Source organism: Micromonospora sp. WMMD1120, from assembly GCF_029626235.1.
Taxonomy (GTDB): Bacteria; Actinomycetota; Actinomycetes; order Mycobacteriales; family Micromonosporaceae; genus Micromonospora.
The window spans coordinates 5,669,127-5,685,034 of sequence record NZ_JARUBO010000005.1 but is presented as its reverse complement, the minus strand read 5'-3'; the positions used below and the strand labels follow the sequence as shown (position 1 = coordinate 5,685,034).

16 protein-coding genes and 1 pseudogene are annotated in these 15,908 nt (G+C 72.5%); 10 read left to right on the top strand and 7 right to left on the bottom strand.

Annotated elements, in window-relative coordinates:
- Nucleotides 1–93: 93 nt before the first annotated feature.
- The 3 genes from O7634_RS26330 to O7634_RS26320 all read right to left on the bottom strand — a co-directional run bounded on the left by O7634_RS26330 (nt 94) and on the right by O7634_RS26320 (nt 2,743).
- Entirely contained in the window at nt 94–1,443 is a 1,350-nt protein-coding gene (locus O7634_RS26330; RefSeq protein ID WP_278152806.1) for an NAD(P)/FAD-dependent oxidoreductase, read from the bottom strand.
- 1 nt (nt 1,444) lies between these two features.
- Nucleotides 1,445–1,852 carry a TcmI family type II polyketide cyclase gene (locus O7634_RS26325; protein WP_278152805.1) on the bottom strand — a complete coding sequence of 136 codons (408 nt, stop codon included), beginning with the start codon at nt 1,850–1,852 and terminating at the stop codon, nt 1,445–1,447.
- Between the two features lie 93 nt (nt 1,853–1,945).
- Nucleotides 1,946–2,743 (bottom strand): BTAD domain-containing putative transcriptional regulator, encoded by a 798-nt coding sequence (locus O7634_RS26320; RefSeq protein ID WP_278152804.1) that lies wholly within the window; start codon nt 2,741–2,743, stop codon nt 1,946–1,948.
- Between the two features lie 412 nt (nt 2,744–3,155).
- Here O7634_RS26320 and O7634_RS26315 point away from each other — a divergent pair, with 412 nt between their 5' ends.
- From O7634_RS26315 to O7634_RS26275, 9 genes and pseudogenes are all read left to right on the top strand, one after another.
- A complete protein-coding gene (locus O7634_RS26315) occupies nt 3,156–3,494 on the top strand; it encodes a TcmI family type II polyketide cyclase (protein WP_278152803.1) in 339 nt (112 codons plus the stop codon).
- On the top strand, nt 3,491–5,227 hold the full coding sequence (locus O7634_RS26310; protein WP_278152802.1) for an acetyl-CoA carboxylase carboxyltransferase subunit alpha: 1,737 nt from the start codon (nt 3,491–3,493) through the stop codon (nt 5,225–5,227). The genes O7634_RS26315 and O7634_RS26310 overlap by 4 nt, the downstream gene beginning before the upstream one ends.
- Complete coding sequence (gene accB, locus O7634_RS26305; RefSeq protein ID WP_278152801.1) at nt 5,224–5,844, top strand: acetyl-CoA carboxylase biotin carboxyl carrier protein; 621 nt, start codon at nt 5,224–5,226, stop codon at nt 5,842–5,844. Before O7634_RS26310 ends, accB begins: the two co-directional genes overlap by 4 nt.
- 19 nt (nt 5,845–5,863) lie before the next feature.
- Nucleotides 5,864–7,294, top strand: a complete 1,431-nt coding sequence (locus tag O7634_RS26300; protein ID WP_278152800.1) for an acetyl-CoA carboxylase biotin carboxylase subunit — start codon at nt 5,864–5,866, stop codon at nt 7,292–7,294.
- Nucleotides 7,291–8,046, top strand: coding sequence for an SRPBCC family protein (locus O7634_RS26295; protein WP_278152799.1), 756 nt, complete (start codon nt 7,291–7,293; stop codon nt 8,044–8,046). The genes O7634_RS26300 and O7634_RS26295 overlap by 4 nt, the downstream gene beginning before the upstream one ends.
- The gene (locus tag O7634_RS26290; protein WP_278152798.1) at nt 8,039–8,443 is read left to right on the top strand and encodes a cupin domain-containing protein; all 405 of its coding nucleotides are present in this window, start codon (nt 8,039–8,041) and stop codon (nt 8,441–8,443) included. Before O7634_RS26295 ends, O7634_RS26290 begins: the two co-directional genes overlap by 8 nt.
- Nucleotides 8,444–8,498: 55 nt before the next feature.
- The gene (locus tag O7634_RS26285) at nt 8,499–9,773 is read left to right on the top strand and encodes a beta-ketoacyl-[acyl-carrier-protein] synthase family protein (protein WP_278152797.1); all 1,275 of its coding nucleotides are present in this window, start codon (nt 8,499–8,501) and stop codon (nt 9,771–9,773) included.
- Between the two features lie 76 nt (nt 9,774–9,849).
- Nucleotides 9,850–11,103, top strand: coding sequence for a beta-ketoacyl synthase N-terminal-like domain-containing protein (locus tag O7634_RS26280; protein WP_278152796.1), 1,254 nt, complete (start codon nt 9,850–9,852; stop codon nt 11,101–11,103).
- Nucleotides 11,103–11,408: pseudogene (locus O7634_RS26275) on the top strand (antibiotic biosynthesis monooxygenase family protein); the annotation flags it as partial. The gene O7634_RS26280 and the pseudogene O7634_RS26275, both read left to right, overlap by 1 nt.
- A 65-nt stretch (nt 11,409–11,473) precedes the next feature.
- On the opposite strand, the gene sigJ reads toward O7634_RS26275, so the two are convergent.
- The 3 genes from sigJ to O7634_RS26260 all read right to left on the bottom strand — a co-directional run bounded on the left by sigJ (nt 11,474) and on the right by O7634_RS26260 (nt 13,522).
- Nucleotides 11,474–12,442 carry an RNA polymerase sigma factor SigJ gene (gene sigJ, locus O7634_RS26270; protein ID WP_278152795.1) on the bottom strand — a complete coding sequence of 323 codons (969 nt, stop codon included), beginning with the start codon at nt 12,440–12,442 and terminating at the stop codon, nt 11,474–11,476.
- A gap of 82 nt (nt 12,443–12,524) precedes the next feature.
- Nucleotides 12,525–13,259, bottom strand: coding sequence for a hypothetical protein (locus O7634_RS26265; RefSeq protein ID WP_278152794.1), 735 nt, complete (start codon nt 13,257–13,259; stop codon nt 12,525–12,527).
- Between the two features lie 101 nt (nt 13,260–13,360).
- Nucleotides 13,361–13,522, bottom strand: coding sequence for a hypothetical protein (locus tag O7634_RS26260; RefSeq protein ID WP_278152793.1), 162 nt, complete (start codon nt 13,520–13,522; stop codon nt 13,361–13,363).
- A 391-nt stretch (nt 13,523–13,913) separates the two neighbouring features.
- On the opposite strand from O7634_RS26260, the gene O7634_RS26255 reads away from it, so the two are divergent.
- A complete protein-coding gene (locus tag O7634_RS26255; protein ID WP_278152792.1) occupies nt 13,914–15,308 on the top strand; it encodes a class I adenylate-forming enzyme family protein in 1,395 nt (464 codons plus the stop codon).
- Here the strand turns inward: O7634_RS26255 and O7634_RS26250 are convergent.
- Nucleotides 15,203–15,901 (bottom strand): 4'-phosphopantetheinyl transferase superfamily protein, encoded by a 699-nt coding sequence (locus O7634_RS26250; RefSeq protein WP_347404316.1) that lies wholly within the window; start codon nt 15,899–15,901, stop codon nt 15,203–15,205. The genes O7634_RS26255 and O7634_RS26250 overlap by 106 nt on opposite strands.
- Nucleotides 15,902–15,908: the final 7 nt, after the last annotated feature.

Genomic DNA, 15,908 nt, shown 5'->3' with positions numbered 1-15,908 from the left:
GTGACCGAGCGTCGCGACGATGGTCGTTCCGGTGCCACGACGAGACCCGGGCCCGGCGGGGGGTCGCCGGGTCCGGGTCGGGTCGCCGCGGGTTCAGTCCCGGTCGCCCTCGTAGGTGTGGAAGTCGTCGACGAACCGGCGACGCAGACGCGGTACCCGACTGGTCACTCCGAAGTAGCCGCGCGCGCCGAGCAGCGCGAGTCGCCCCACCACCGGCCGGTACATCCGGTCGTCACCGTTGGTGCCGCTGCGGTTCAGTGACTCGGCGACCCGCGCGAAGCCGTACGGCGCCATCAACGCTTCATAGTCGGCGACCGCCTGGATCAGTGTCTTGTCGCCGGCGGCGGCGCGGCCGAGTTGTTCGCAGAGCAGCCGGGCGTCGCGCAGCGCGGTGTTCGCGCCCACGCCCCGACCCGGGGTCATGGTGTGGATGGCGTCGCCGAGCAGGGTGACCGTGCTGCTCTTCCAGGGCGGCACCGGCTCCGAGGTGGAGACCCTGATCGGCAGGGCGCTGGACGGGTCCGCGCGGCTCAGCAGTTCCCGCAGGTTCGGGTGCCAGTTCCGGGTGAGGTCCAGGGCGACCCCCACCAGGTCCTCGCCGCGGCGGTCCAGCACGTCGGCCGGGAACCGGCGGGCCGTGCTCCAGATGATCAGGTTGATGTTGTCGGTGGTGGTGTCGTGGGCCAGTCCGGGCCAGTTCCGCAGCACCGCGGCGTCGGCGTCGCTGACGCCCGGTTTGATCGCCCGCCTCGCGTCCCACTTGAACTCCATGACGTGCAGCACGCCCATCATCCCGCCGACCCCGAAGATCAACGAGATGCCCTGCTGGACCCGCTCCGGAATCAGGCCGCGGGTGTGCGCGGTCAGCGGTATCCGGGTGGCGATGTTGATGGTGCCGGCGTCGCGGGTGACCGCGTGCGGCAGGTACTGCCGGCGCACCGCCGAGTGCGTGCCGTCCGCCGCCACCAGCAGGTCGCCGGTGGCGCTGGTGCCGTCGGCGAAGTACGCGGTGACCGTGCCGTCGTCGCGCTGTTCGTACCGGGTGAAGGTCTTGTCGAAGTGCACCACCTCCTCCAGGCCGGTCAGCAGCACCTGGCGCAGCACCATCCGGGCCACCGAGTGTTCGGTGCGCACCGGGTCGGCGTTCGGCCGCAGCGCGAACGACGCGGTCTGCCGCAGCCCCTGGGTGACGACGTTGAAGTAGTGCGGCGGGCGGGCGCAGGTGGCCAGGAAGGTGGCGAACAGCTCCGGCGGCAGGCACTCGCGCAGCGCCCGGCTGCCGGTGGGGCCGATGCCGACCCGGTAGCCGAGCAGGCCCTCGGCGCGGTCCCGGTGCCGTTCGTAGACGGCGACGCTGATCCCGGCGCGGCGCAGACCGTGTGCCAGGCACAGGCCCCCCGTGCCGGCACCGATGATCAGGACGTGCGGTGGCGCGGCGGACATGTCAACCGGCCGGGTGCGCCGCGGGCGCCTCGCTGCCGGCCGCGCGCGCCGGAGGCACGTCGGCGCCGCCGGGCCGCGTCTCCGGCGGGTGGGTGGCATCCCACCGGTAGAAACAGCTCGCTATCGCGTCCCGGGGCGAGCGCCAGGTCGGCAGGTACGGCGACGTGTGCGCGGAGAGCCGCTCGTTGACCTGCTGGAAGAGCGGGTGGTTGCGGGCCGTCGCGAGCGCGTCCGGGTCCACGTCGGAGGTCTCCAGCAGGTGTACGCACAGGTCGTGCAGGCAGTACAGGGATCGGTGCGTGACACCGGTCAGGCCGGGCAGTTCGGTGGCGTCGGATTCGGCGAAGATCTGCGCGACGCGCCCCTCCGCTCCCGGGATGATCCGGCTGACGATCAGTAGACGACTCATGGGACCCCTTCCGCCGATGGCGTGCCCGACCCTCGGTGATCGGCGCCAGGTGCTCAGTGGGCCCACCGTGCCGTAGCGCCTGTCACGTCACCGTCACGTGTGCCGCCCGACCGGTGACGGGCGGTCGGTGACGGCATCCCGGCTGGCCCGGCGGATCGGCGCGAGCGTGTCGTCGAGCAGGGCGCTCATCGCCGGGCTCGGCTCCAGCCGCAGCTCCCGGCGCAGCAGGTCCCGGTAGACGTAGAAGGCGTGCACCGCCTCGAACGCGTTGCCCTCGGCCAGATGGATGCGGACCACCAGCCGGTGCGGCGTCTCCCGCAGCGGTTCGGCGGCCATCGCCTCCAGCGCGGCCTCAAGGGCCTCGCCGTGCCGTCCGGCGGCCAGGTGGTGCCCGGCGACCTCCTCGAGCATGTGCAGGCGGAGCTGGCGCAGCCGCTCCCGGTCCAGCAGCACCCAGTCGTCGTACCAGCCGGGGAGCAGGTCGTGCCGCCCGGCGGCGAGCGCCCCGGCGGCGGTGCGGGGGTCGTCGCCGTCGCGGACCCGGGCGGCGGTGCCGACCAGGTCGTCCACGTCGAGCCGGACGGTGGGGCTGAGCCGCACGGTGTCGCCGGCCACCGTCATCGGGCAGCACGGGTCCTGCCGGAGGCGCCACAGCGCGGTGCGCAGGGAGGAGAGCGCGCGTTCCTCCGACGCGTCGGGCCAGAGCAGCCCGGCGAGCTGGCTGCGGGTGGCGCCGGGACGCAGGCCGATCAGCGCGATCACCCGTTGCAGCCCCTTCGGCACCACCACCGGCACCGCCTCGCGCAGCAGCCGGAAGCCGCCGAGCAGGTGCAGGGAGACACCCTCGTCGGGCGGGTCCCCGGCGGTCGGCATGCACGGATCAGCGGCCACGGCGGCACCCCCTGCGGAACGCTCGTCCCGACTGTCTGCTGTGTCCCGGATCGGTTGCCCGTGACGCCACTGTCGACCCCACCGATCATGGCCCGGCCCGGCCCCTTCGGGCCGACCGGCCAGGGTGAAGATTATCAATCGTAGTCACTTTCAGTCAACGCTGCGGTGCGACGCCCGTTCTCGACAGTCAACCTGAACGCGGTTCTGAACTGCGAAAACAGTCTTAGGGGGAACGTGGGGAACGCATAGCTGATGCACAGGTTGCGTCAACGCAGCGTCACCATCCCGCGTCGCCGTACGCAGTGCCGCGGTGACGCCGCCGTGACGAGGAGCGGCGCATCGTGTCGGCAGTCGTCCAGTGCGTCCGGGGGCCACCCGTCGCCGGCCGGACGCCGTGGGGGGGAGGCCCGAAGTGGACCGATCGCTGATCATCGCGAAGGTGGACCCGACCGCCGAGGAGCGGGTCGCCGAGATATTCGCCGAGTCGGACGCGACGGAGTTGCCGCGCCTGGTCGGTGTCCAGCACCGCTCGCTGTACCGCCTGCACGACCTCTACGTCCACCTGCTCGAGACCGCGCAGCCGGCCCAGGGCGCGGTGGAGGCCGCTCGGAACCACCCCGAGTTCGTCCGGGTCAGTGACCGCCTGCGGCCGTACGTCTCGCCGTACCTGCCGACCTGGCGCTCGCCGCGCGACGCGATGGCGCGGTGCTTCTACCGGTTCGACGCCCCGCACACCGGGCGGCGGCCGTGACGGCGACCGCGCCGAGCGACGAGCAGCTCTGGTCCCGCTGCGGCGGCTGCGCCAGCCTGCTCTACCGCAAACGGTTACGCCGCAACCTCGACGTCTGCCCGGAGTGTGGCGAGCACGCCCGGCTCGGCGCGCCCGAGCGGCTGCGCCAACTCGTCGATCCCGGCTCGCTCTGCCCCCTGCCCGAGCGGCTGCCGGAGGCGGACCCGATCGACTTCGTCGACGTGCTGCCGTACCGGCACCGGCTCAGCGGCGCGCGGGCCAGCACCGGCCTGGCCGAGGCGGTCGTCTGCGCCACCGCCACCATCGGCGGGCACCCGGTCGTGCTGGCGGTGATGGACTTCCGGTTCCTCGGCGGCAGTCTGGGCTGCGCGGTGGGTGAGCTGATCACCAGCGCGGCCGAGCGGGCGCTCGACGACCGCCTCCCGCTGGTCCTGATCACCGCCTCCGGCGGGGCGCGGATGCAGGAGGGCGTGCTGTCGCTGATGCAGATGGCCACCGTCAGCCAGGCCATCGCCGCGTTGCGCGAGGCGGGGCTGCTCACCGTCAGCGTCCTCACCGACCCGACCTACGGCGGGGTGGCCGCGTCGTTCGCCACCAACACCGATCTGGTGCTCGCCGAGAGCGGCGCGCGGATGGGCTTCGCCGGCCCACGGGTGATCCGGCAGGTCACCGGCCGGGCCCTGCCGGAGGGGTTCCAGACCGCCGACTTCCTGCTGCGGCACGGTCAGGTCGACATGGTGGTGCAGCGCCGCGCGCTGCGCGCCCGACTGGTCGCGCTGCTCGCCGCGTGCCGCGCCGGCCGTTCGCCCCGTCCACCCGTACCCCGGCAGGAGACCGCCGGCGCGGCGCCGGACCGCCTGGCGGACCCGGTGGGTCCGGACGCCGCGGGCCGCGCGGCCGGCGACACCCCGGAGGTACGCGACGCGTGGGACACCGTGCGGCTGGCACGCCACCCCGGGCGTCCCACCACACTGGACTACCTCGACTCGGTCTTCGACGGGTTCGTGGAGCTGCACGGCGACCGGCTCGGCGGCGACTGCCCGGCGGTCGTGGGCGGGCTGGCGCGGCTGGCCGGCCGGCACGTCATGGTCATCGGTCACCAGAAGGGGCACACCACCGCCGAGCTGGTGGCCCGCAACTTCGGCATGGCCAGCCCGGCCGGGCACCGCAAGGCGCTGCGGTTGATGCGCCTCGCCGCGCGGCTCGGACTGCCGGTGGTCACCCTCGTGGACACCCCCGGCGCAGACCCCGGGGTGAGCGCCGAGGAGCAGGGCCAGGCGGCGGCCATCGCGGAGAACATCCTCGCCCTCACCGTGCTGCCCACCCCCGTGCTCGCCGTCGTCACCGGGGAGGGCGGCAGCGGCGGCGCGCTGGCGCTGGCGGTGGCCGACCGGGTGCTGATGCTGGAGAACGCCGTCTACTCGGTGATCAGCCCCGAGGGGTGCGCGGCGATCCTCTGGCCGGACCGGTCGGCGGCGCCGCAGGCCGCCCGCGCGCTGCGCCTGACCGCACCCGACCTGTGCCGGCTCGGCGTGGTCGACGAGCTCGTGCCGGAACCGTCGCCCGCCGCGCACGAGAATCCGGCGGAGACCGCCCACCGGTTGCGCGCCGCCCTGGTGGCCAACCTCCTGCCGCTGCTGGACGTGCCGCCGGCCATGCTGGTCCGGCTGCGTCGGCAACGCTTCCGGCGCTTCGGCGCGACCCGCGTCGGCGCACGGACGGGTCGGCGATGACCGCCGCCGACGTGTCGACGGTCGAGGCGTCCGACGGCCTGGTCGGCGTCGCGCCCGACGGTGTCGGGGTGCGCGACGGCGCGGCCGACGCCGGCGGGCGGAGCGACGGCGCGGCCGACGGCGACGGCGCGGGCGACGCGATGGGCGGCGAGGAGGCGCTGGCCGGGTTGCGCCGGCAGGCGCGGCACCTGATCGCCGAGCTGACCGGCCCGGTGCGCCGGATCCGCCTGCGCAGCGGCCCGGCGGTGCTGGAGGTCGAGTGGCACCCGGAGGACCTGCCCCGGCCGGCCGCACCGGCGACACCGGTCGAGGTGGCGCGGCCGGTCGTGCCGGCGCCCAACCCGCCGACGGCGGTGCTCCGGGCGCCGACCCCCGGGCGCGCCGCGGTGCGCGCGCCGATCGTCGGCACCTTCTACCGGTCGCCGGAACCCGGGGCCCGGCCGTTTGTCGCCGTGGGTGACCTGGTCCGGCCGGGCCAGCCGATCGCCATCGTCGAGGCGATGAAGCTGATGAACGAGGTGACCGCCGACCGCGCCGGTCGGGTGGTCGCGATCCTGGTCGAGGACGGCCAGCCGGTCGAGTACGACCAGCCGCTGGTCGAACTGGACCCGGCGTGACGCCGCGGGGTGGTGAAGCGTGTTCGAGACGGTGCTGATCGCCAACCGGGGTGAGATCGCGCTGCGGGTGCTACGCGCCTGCAAGGAACTGGGCGTCCGGACGGCGGTGGTCTACTCCGCCGCCGACGCCGACTCGGCGGTGGTCCGCCGCGCCGACCAGGCCGTCCGGATCGGGCCGGCGTCGAGTCGGCGCAGCTACCTCAACGCCGCCGCGATCGTGGAGGCGGCGCGGCAGGTCGGGGCGCAGGCGGTGCACCCCGGCTACGGCTTCCTCTCCGAGGACGCCGACTTCGCCGAGATCTGCGCCGACAACGGGCTGACGTTCATCGGGCCGCCGCCGGCGGTGATGGCGGCGTTGGCCGACAAGTCCTCAGCGCGGGCACTGATGAGCCGCGCCGGTCTGCCGCTGTCGCCGGGCAGTGTCGCCCCGGTGCCGACCGCCGCGGCGGCGGCCGAGATCGCCGAGACGGTCGGCTACCCGGTGATCGTGAAGGCCGCCGCCGGGGGTGGCGGCCGGGGGATGACTGTGGTGCGCACGCCGGGTGAGCTGCGCCGGGCGTACACCCGGACCCGGGCCGCCGCCCAGGCCGCCTTCGGCGACGACCGGGTGTACGTCGAGCGGTACCTCACCGAGGCGCGGCACGTCGAGGTGCAGGTGCTCTGCGACGCCCACGGCAACGGGGTGCACCTGGGCACCCGGGACTGCTCGGTGCAGCGCCGCCACCAGAAGCTCATCGAGGAGGCGCCCGCGCCGGCGCTGCCCGCCGCCGTTCTCGACACCATCGCGGACACCGCGCTGCGGGGCGCGCTCGCTGTCGGTTTCGTCGGCGCCGGCACGTTGGAGTTCCTGGTCGACGCCGAGGAGAACGTCCACTTCCTGGAGATCAACTGCCGGATCCAGGTGGAGCATCCGGTCACCGAGATGGTCACCGGGATCGACCTGGTGCACGAGCAGCTGCACATCGCGGCGGGGGTGCCGCTGCGCCTGCGACAGGAGGAGATCCACCTGCGCGGGGTCGCCGTGGAGTGCCGGGTCAACACCGAGGACCCGGCGCGCGGCTTCGCACCCACCCCCGGCCGGCTGGAGCGCTTCACCCCGCCGGGCGGTCCGTTCACCAGGGTGGACACCCACGCCAGCGCCGGCTACCTGGTCGGCCCCTGGTACGACTCGCTGCTGGCCAAGGTCGTCGTCTGGGCCCCGGACCGGGAGTTGGCGCTCAACCGGCTGGAACGCGCCCTGGACGAGTTCGACATCTCCGGCCCGGGGGTGCACACCACCATCCCGTTCGTCCGGCGGGTGCTCGACGACGCCGCGTTCCGCAAGGGCCGCTACACCACCGGCCTGGTCGACCGCCTGCTCGCCGCTCCCGCGCCGCGGCCGGCGGCCACCCCCACACCGCGCGCCGCGGCCGGCGCGGCGCCCGACGCAACCCCGAGGAGGAGCCGATGACCGTCACCGATGGTCGCCCGATGACCGCCGAGATCACCGACATCCTGGTGGCGCACTGCGGGCTGGACGCCGACGCCGCGGCGCGGGCGCCCGCCGCGTCACTTGAGGAGCTGGGTATGGACTCGCTCGCGCTGCTGGAACTCTCCGCCGTCGTCGCCGACCGGTGGCAGGTGAGCATCCCCGAGCAGGCCGGGCAGTTGAGCATCCCGGCGGTGGCCGACCTGGTCGCCCGCCGCGCCGACCCTCCCGGGCACACCGAGAACAGCGTGCTCATCGACGCGCCCCTGGGGCTGGTCTGGGACGTCACCAACGACGTGGCGAACTGGACCGAGCTGTTCACCGAGTACGCCGTGGTGGAGATCCTGCACCGCGAGGGGCACACGGTCCGGTTCCGGCTGACCATGTACCCGGACGAGAACGGGGTGAGCTGGAGCTGGGTGAGCGAACGCACCGCCGACCCGGTGAGCCGGCAGGTGCGGGCACACCGGGTGGAGACCGGCCCGTTCGAGTACATGCGCATCCACTGGCGCTACACCGAGGAGGCCGGCGGCACCCGGATGACCTGGACGCAGGACTTCGCGATGAAGCCGACCGCGCCCGTCGACAACGCCGGGATGACCGAGCGGATCAACACCAACAGCGTGATCCAACTCGCGGTGATCAAGGACCGGGTGGAGCGGATCGCCTGGCAGCGCGCCGACCAGGGCGCCGCGGCGACCGGCGACGGGTCGCGGGAGGCCGGCGATGAGTGACCTGAGCACGCGGCCGATCGCCGCCGGGGACGTACCCGCCGACCGGCGACGCGGCGGTGAGCTGCGGGTGCTGCTCGGCCCCCGCACCGTCGGCAGCACCTCCGGCTTCCTCGGGGTCGCCGCGCTCGCTCCGGGGGAGCGGATCGCCGAGCACTACCACCCGTACAGCGAGGAGTTCCTGTACGTGGTGCGGGGCGCGATCACCGTCGACCTGGACGACCAGCCGACCGCACTGGCCGCCGGCGAGGCCCTGTTCGTGCCGGTGAACGTGCGGCACCGCCTGCGCAACACCGGCGTCGAACCGGCCGAGGTGGTCTTCCACCTGGGCCCGCTGGCCCCCCGGCCCGAGCTGGGGCACGTCGACACCGAGCTTGTCGAACAGCGGGGAACACCGTGAGCGCGAGGAGTGAGCCGGGTTTGCGAGCCCCGCAGTCGCGAACAGAGGTGACACCATGACCGGGCGCCGCACGGTGGTGACCGGGGTGGGAGTGGTCGCCCCGGGCGGCGCCAGCCGGGACCGCTTCTGGAAGACCATCACCGAGGGGCGGACCGCCACCCGGCGGATCAGCTTCTTCGACCCGTCGGCGTTCCGCTCGCAGATCGCCGCCGAGTGCGACTTCGACCCGGTCGCCGCCGGGCTCACCGCTGCCGAACGACGCCGGGCCGACCGGTACGTGCAGTTCGCGCTGGCCTGCTCCGCGGAGGCGGTCGCCGACGCCCAGTTGGCGCTCACCGACGCGCAGCGGGACCGGGCCGGGGTGGTGCTGGGCACCGCCGTGGGCGGCACGATGGCGCTGGAGCAGGAGTACGTCACGGTCAGCGAGCACGGCCGGCGCTGGCTGGTCGACGCGGAGCGCGGCGGCCCGTACCTCTACCAGGCGTTGGTGCCCAGCAGCCTGGCCGCCGACGTGGCCTGCCGGCACGGTCTGCACGGCCCGGCGCAGGTGGTGTCCACCGGCTGCACCTCCGGCATCGACGCGATCGGGTACGCCCACCAGCTCATCGTGGACGGTGAGGCGGACGTGATGCTGGCCGGCGCGTCCGACTCGCCGATCTCACCGGTCACCGTGGCCTCGTTCGACGCGATCAAGGCGACCAGCCCGGACAACGACGACCCGGCGCACGCCTCCCGCCCCTTCGACGCCGACCGGCACGGGTTCGTGCTGGCCGAGGGCGCCGCGGTGCTCGTGCTGGAGGAGGCCGGGCACGCCCTGCGCCGGGGGGCGCACATCTACTGCGAGGTGGCCGGCTACGCCAGCCGGAGCAACGGCTACCACATGACCGGGCTGCGCCCAGACGGGCTGGAGATGAGTCTGGCCGTCACCGACGCCCTCACGCAGGGCCGGATCATGCCCGAGCAGGTTTCCTACATCAGCGCGCACGGCTCGGGCACCCGGCAGAACGACAGGCACGAGACGGCGGCGTTCAAACGGGCGCTCGGCCAGGCCGCGTACCGGGTGCCGATCAGCTCGATCAAGTCGATGGTCGGGCACTCGCTCGGTGCGATCGGGTCGATCGAGATGGCCGCCTGCGCGCTCGCCATCGAGTTCGGTGTGGTGCCGCCGACGGCGAACTGGAGTACCCGGGACCCGGAGTGCGACCTGGACTACGTGCCGAACGAGGCGCGTGAGGTCCCGGTGGACGTGGCCCTGTCGGTGGGCAGCGGATTCGGCGGTTTCCAGTCGGCGATGGTGTTCCGGCGGATGTCCGGGCCGGTGGCGGCGTGAGCGAGCGTAGCGAGCGAACTTTCGGGCACAGCAGCGTGGCGTCTCGCGCCGGCGCGGAGCGAAGCGGAGTGCCGGCGTGAGCGCGGGGGTGGCCCGTGCGGTGGTGACCGGCATCGGGGTGGTCGCGCCCAGCGGTGTCGGCGCGGACGCGCACTGGCGTACGGTGCTGGCCGGCACCCGCCGGACCGGGCCGATCACGCTGTTCGACCCGTCCGGTTACCCGACCCGCTTCGGCGGGGAGGTACCCGGCTTCGCCGCCGACTCCTACGCCGACAGTCGGCAGCTGGTGCAGACCGACAGGTGGACGCACCTCGGTTTCGCCGCGACCCGGCTGGCGCTGGCCGACGCCGGCCTGCCCGAGCGGGCCCCCGACCCGTACGGCTACGCGGTGACCCTGGCCAGCTCGTCCGGGGGCAACCTGTTCGGTCAGCGGGAGCTGCAACGGCTCTGGGGTGGGCCGTCGCGGACGGTCGGGGCGTACCAGTCGATCGCCTGGTTCTACGCGGCCAGCGTCGGGCAGCTCTCCATCCACCACCAGTTCAAGGGTCCGAGCGGGGTGCTGGTCGCCGAGTCGGCCGGCGGGTTGGACAGCCTGGCGCACGCGGCCCGCGCGGTACGCCGGGGCACCCCCGTGGTGATCGCCGGGGCGACCGAGTGCCCGCTGAGCCCGTACGCGCTGGCCTGCCAGTTGCGCTCGGGGCTGCTCAGCGACGTGGCCGACCCGGAGCGGGCGTACCGGCCGTTCGACGCCACCGCCAGCGGCTATCTGCCGGCCGAGGGGGGAGCGGTGTTCGTGGTGGAGGAGCGGGGGCACGCCCTGGCCCGGGGCGCCCGGATCTACGGCGAGGTGAGTGGCTGGGGGTCCACCCACGACGCCGCGCACACCACGACGGACGGCGCCGGCGACCCCGGCCAGTACGCGCGGGCGATGCGACTGGCCCTGGACCGGGCCGGGGTCACCGCCGACGGGATCGACGTGGTGCTGCCCGATGCGCTCGGGGTGCCCCGCTACGACCGCAGCGAGGCCGAGGCGCTGCGTGCCGTCTTCGCGGACCGGCCGCCCCCGGTGACCACGCAGAAGCCGTTGACCGGCCGGGCGTACCAGGGTGGTTCGGCGCTGGACGCGGCCACCGCGCTGCTCGCCTTCGCGCACGACACGCTGCCCGCGTCGGCCGGGCCGGACGAGGTGGCTCCGGGGTGCGAGTTGGACTTCCTGCGCGAGCACCGGCGACCCCGCGGCCGCCTCGCGTTGGTCTGCGCGCGGGGCTTCGACGGGTTCAACAGCGCGCTGGTCCTGCGGGGGGCCGCGCCGACGAGAGGAGAGCCGTGATGAGTGAGCAGCGGGCCCGGGTGGTGTTCCTGGTACGGGTGCCGGCGCCACGTACCGAGGCGTTCCTCGCCGCGTACGAGCAGGTGCGGCACCTGGTCGCCGAGGGTGTGCCGGGGCACCTGGTCGACCAGGTGTGCCGGTCGTCGACGGACCCGGAGCAGTGGCTGATCACCAGTGAGTGGGCCAGCCTGGCCGACTTCGAGGCGTGGGAGCGCAGCCCGGAGCACCGGGACCTGGTACGCCCGATGCGGGAGTGCTTCACCGACGCCCGCTCCCTGCGCTTCCACATCCACGCCCAGACCCCCGAGACTGTCATGACCATCGGGAGCGCTGTTGGCGTCGATTCCACCGCTGAAAGAGTCAGGAGCTCCTAGTCCAGTGACCAACTCGTCAGCTTCAGCGGATTGAGCATCAGCCACACGTTCGTGACACATTCAGCACTGACGTCAAAGGTGGCCATTCCATATCGACGTTCCCCGTTCCTGATTATGTATCCGAGACCGTCAGCCGTGTCTCGTCGCTCAAAACGGAGAGCGGGTTGCTTGCGCATCACTCCCATGAACCATCGCGCTACATGATCCGAACCACGGATAACCTGCGGTGCGGCATTGACGAATCCGCCGCCATCTACGCGCAGTTCGACATCTGGGGCCAATACGCGCAACAGGTCCTCAATATTCCCTCCCGTCGTTGCGTCGCGGAATGCCCGAACAACTTCGTCATGCTGTTGAGGATGAACTTGTGCTCGCCTTCCTCCTCGAACGTGCCGACGTGCGGACGTCGCCAATTGCCTTACGGCTCCTGGTGAACGGCCTACCACGCCGGCAATCTCAGCGAACGGCACGCCGAATACGTCATGCAGTACGAACGTTACTCGCTCCGCTGGGGTCATAGACTCGAGGACCGTCAACAAAGCCATGCTGACCGTGTCGTCGAGGGAAACGCGATCGAACGGATCGGCGGTGATATTACTGGAACCCGCTGGCTCCTTCGCTGCGTCCGCGAAGAGGTCAGATGGGACTGGCTCCGGTAGCCATTGTCCGACGTACGTCTCCCGTCGTGCCCGCGCGGAGCCCAGCATGTCGAGTGAGATGCGGCTAGCAACTCGCATCAACCACGCAGCGGGCGTGGCAATCGCTTCGCGTTCCTCGGCCTCAAGGCGGTACCATCTGACATACGTTTCTTGCACCACATCTTCAGCGTCGGCCAGGGTGCCCATCATGCGAAAGGCCAGCGACATCAAACGACGTCGTTCGGCCGCGACGGAATCGAGATTCCGCGATTCGTCATGCTCGGCTCCTCCGCACCCTGCGGATTCGACAGGAAAATCTTCCGACATTGGGCGCCCTTTCCGAACCAAGCGCGGCATCCCGCCACTGTCGTCTGGCAGTCGACCGTTCCATCGTCCTCCTATGCTGGTTTCAGGCGAGGGGGATTCCTGGAACGGGGTACCGAACAGTGCCTACCCGGTGGGCGCCACGTGGAACCATGGCATCAGGTGCCCCTTGCGCGTCCACGGTCACCACCTCGCGGTCGTCTCCGCGATCGGCCAGCGTGGCACGGAAGAGGTCATCGTGGTAGAAGCGGTCGGGTCCAGCGATCTCGATCTCGCTTCCCGGCTCCAATGTCGTGGCAGCCTCGGTGAGCAGTTCGATGACCTCATCCAACTCGACGGGCTGGATGAACGACCGGGGAGCGAGGACCTTGCCGTCCACGGTGTGCTGGTCGATGAGGATGGGAATGTAGCTCTGGAACTGAGTGGCTCGGATGATGGTTGCGGGGATCGAACCGGATCGTGCGGCCCTCTCCTGCGCCACCTTGCCGAGGTAGTACCCGATGTCGGACGCGTCTCCCTGTCCGACGCCGACGATGGAGAGCAGGACGTGACGACGCACACCTGCCCGCTCGCCCTCCGCGTTCAGATTGGTGGTCGATTCCTCGAAGAACGAAATCGCCCCCGCCGCGTCAAAACGGGGGGTGTTCAGGACGTTCACGATGGTGTCGACTCCGACGAGGGCCTCGGCGAGTCCTTCGCCAGAGAGCGCGTCGATCCCGTCATCAAGTCCTCCCGACGCCACCTCGATGCCCCTGGCCTCCAACTTGTCAGCAAGGGGGGAGCCGACGCGGCCGCGCCCACCAGCGATGAAAACCTTCACTTCCCACTCCGTTCCGGGGCCACCGGTCGCCGCCCTCACCACTATGACGACGCAGGCCAGGGATATGTGAGGCTTCGGGGCAGATCCTTTCTCGGAGCCCCTCAGTCGCCGCGATCGGCTGGGCAACTGGGGGCGGGCCGCGCCGACGACTGGCCCCGGCTGCCCGCGCCGAACACCGCGCGGCTCACCTCGTCGATGCTGCGTGCGCCCACCTCGACAGCGGCGACGTCACCGGAGCGGGGCGCGCGTTGGCCGACGCCCACGTCATCGCACCCGGCGAGATCCGTCTTCGCCCTGCCGCCCGTACCCTGATCGCCAAGATCGCCCATCGCGGCCCGGCGGCTGCGGGCGTGGCTCGGCTGGCCGACCTCATCGGCCTCTCCCGTGCCTGATCGACTCGGATTCCCGGAAACCGCGGTGTCTCATCGCGGGGGACAGCCCGGCTTCCAGGTAGCCGAGTCGATCATGGCCGGCAGGTGGGAACGAGCGGTCAGCGGCGGTATGTGGCAATCGGTCCGGGCGCTCAATTCGATCTAGCCATTTGCATCTAGCGATGCCGAGCGAGGCTGTCGTAGGGTTCCGGCAGCACCTCGAAAGATGCCAGGAATTGGCTCTTATGCCCTACTTTGCGCTGCGCGTCGAACGGTGGGGGCAATGAAGCATTTCGCCGAAAATTTTACGGTAGATGACCCGGTCTGGGTGGACGAAGTCCTGTTCGCGGGCCGTCCGACCGACGTGTGTCTCCGTCTGCCCGAGCCGGTCGACAGGGCCACGCTGCACCGGCTGGTCACCGCCGCGCAGGACCGGCTCACCGCCGCCGGACTGCGCCCCGGTGGCGCCGCCGCGCTGCGGTTGCCGCCGTCGCTGGCGTACGTGGTGAACCTGCTGGCCACCTGGCGGGCCGGGGGGCAGGCGATCCTGCTCGACCACCGGTTGACCGACCACGAGGTGGACCGGGCGCTGCGCCGGTTGACCCCGCAGGTGGTGGTCGCGCCGGTGCACGCCGGCGGCGGGGCGTTGAAGGTCTTCGTCGACGTCACCGAGACGGTCACCCCGTACGCCGACCGTCCGGCCGTCAGCGGCCACGCCGTGATCCAGCTCAGCTCCGGCTCCACCGGCCCGTCCAAGGTGATCGGCCGCACGGCCGCCGACCTGGTCGCCGAGGTGCGCCGCTACACGCTGATCGACGGGGTGGCGCTGCCCGGTGAGCGGATCATCCTGCTGCCCTCGATGGTGCACGTCCTCGGTCTGGTCGGCGGCCTGCTCTACGGCCTGCACGCCGGGGTCGAGCTGGTCCCACCACAGCGGCTCAGCGGCGACGCCGTGCTGGCCGCGATCGCCGCCGACACGACGCCGGCCACCGTGCTGGGCGTCCCGTTCCACATCGGACTGCTGGCCTCCACCCGGCCGGCCGGGCCGCTGCCCCAGCTACGCCGGATGACCACCGGTGGCGAGCTGGTGCCGGCCGCCGTCGCCCGGGCGTTCACCGACCGGTACGGGGTGCCGCTGGGCAACATGTACGGGATGACCGAGGTCGGGGTGATCGGCACCGACCTGCACGGGACGCACCGGCCGTCGATCGCCCCGGCGCCCGGCATCGAGGTCCGCGAGTCCGGCGGTGAGCTACATGTGTCCTGCCCGGCGTCGCCGTACGTCGGCCTGAGCGACCCGACGCGGTGGGCGGACGGCTGGCTGCACACCCGCGACGCCGGCACCGTCGATGCGGACACCGGCCTGGTCACCGTACGCGGCCGGCTCGACTCCCAGGTCTCGGTGGGCGGGATGAAGGTCGACCTGACCGAGGTGGAGACCACCGTCGCCGAGCTGCCCGGGGTGGCCGGCGCGGTGGTGGTGTGGGACGACGGCATCACCGCGTACATCCAGCCGGACGGCCCGCTGTCCGAGCAGACGGTGGACGCGCTGCTCGCCCAACGGCTGGCCGGCTACAAACGCCCCCGGGTGCTGCACCTGCTCGACCGGTTGCCGCGCACCACCACCGGCAAACTGGTCCGTTCGACCGACGCGCTGCGCTCGGCGGTCACGTCGTGACCGGGCCGTTGCGCCACCTCGACGTCGACCGGCCCGCCGGCCCGCGCCGCGACGGCCAGGACGAGCCCCGCGCCCAGCTCGGGATGGCCGACCCAGAGGCGCTCGACGCCGGGCACCCGGCGCGGCGGCATCCCCGGCGGCGGCATCTCCCGGAGCAGCCCACCGCCGCGCAGCCCCAGCCCGAGGGCCTTGCCGACCGCCTCCTTCGCCGTCCACAGTCGCAGGAAGTCGACGCCCCGGTCCGCCTCGGACCGCTCGGCCAGCCAGGCGCTCTCAGCGGGCGGGAACCAGCGGCGGGCCAACGCCAGCGCGGGCAGGTCGCGGACCAGCTCCACGTCCACACCGACCTCGCCGGTCCGGCGCGCGGCCACGACCACCCACCCGGCGGTACGGCTGACGCTGACGGACAGGGCCGCCACCCTCTCGTGGACGCGGACGCACGGTCGCCCCACGCCGTCGTGGCCGAGCGTCAGCTCGGCCTCGGCGCACCCGAGCAGCAGGGCGCCCGCCCGCCGCAGCAGAACAACGGCAGGGTCCGGCTGACCGCCGGTGTCCCGACCGACCCACACGTAGGCGGTGTCCCGACCGGGCACCGTCAGC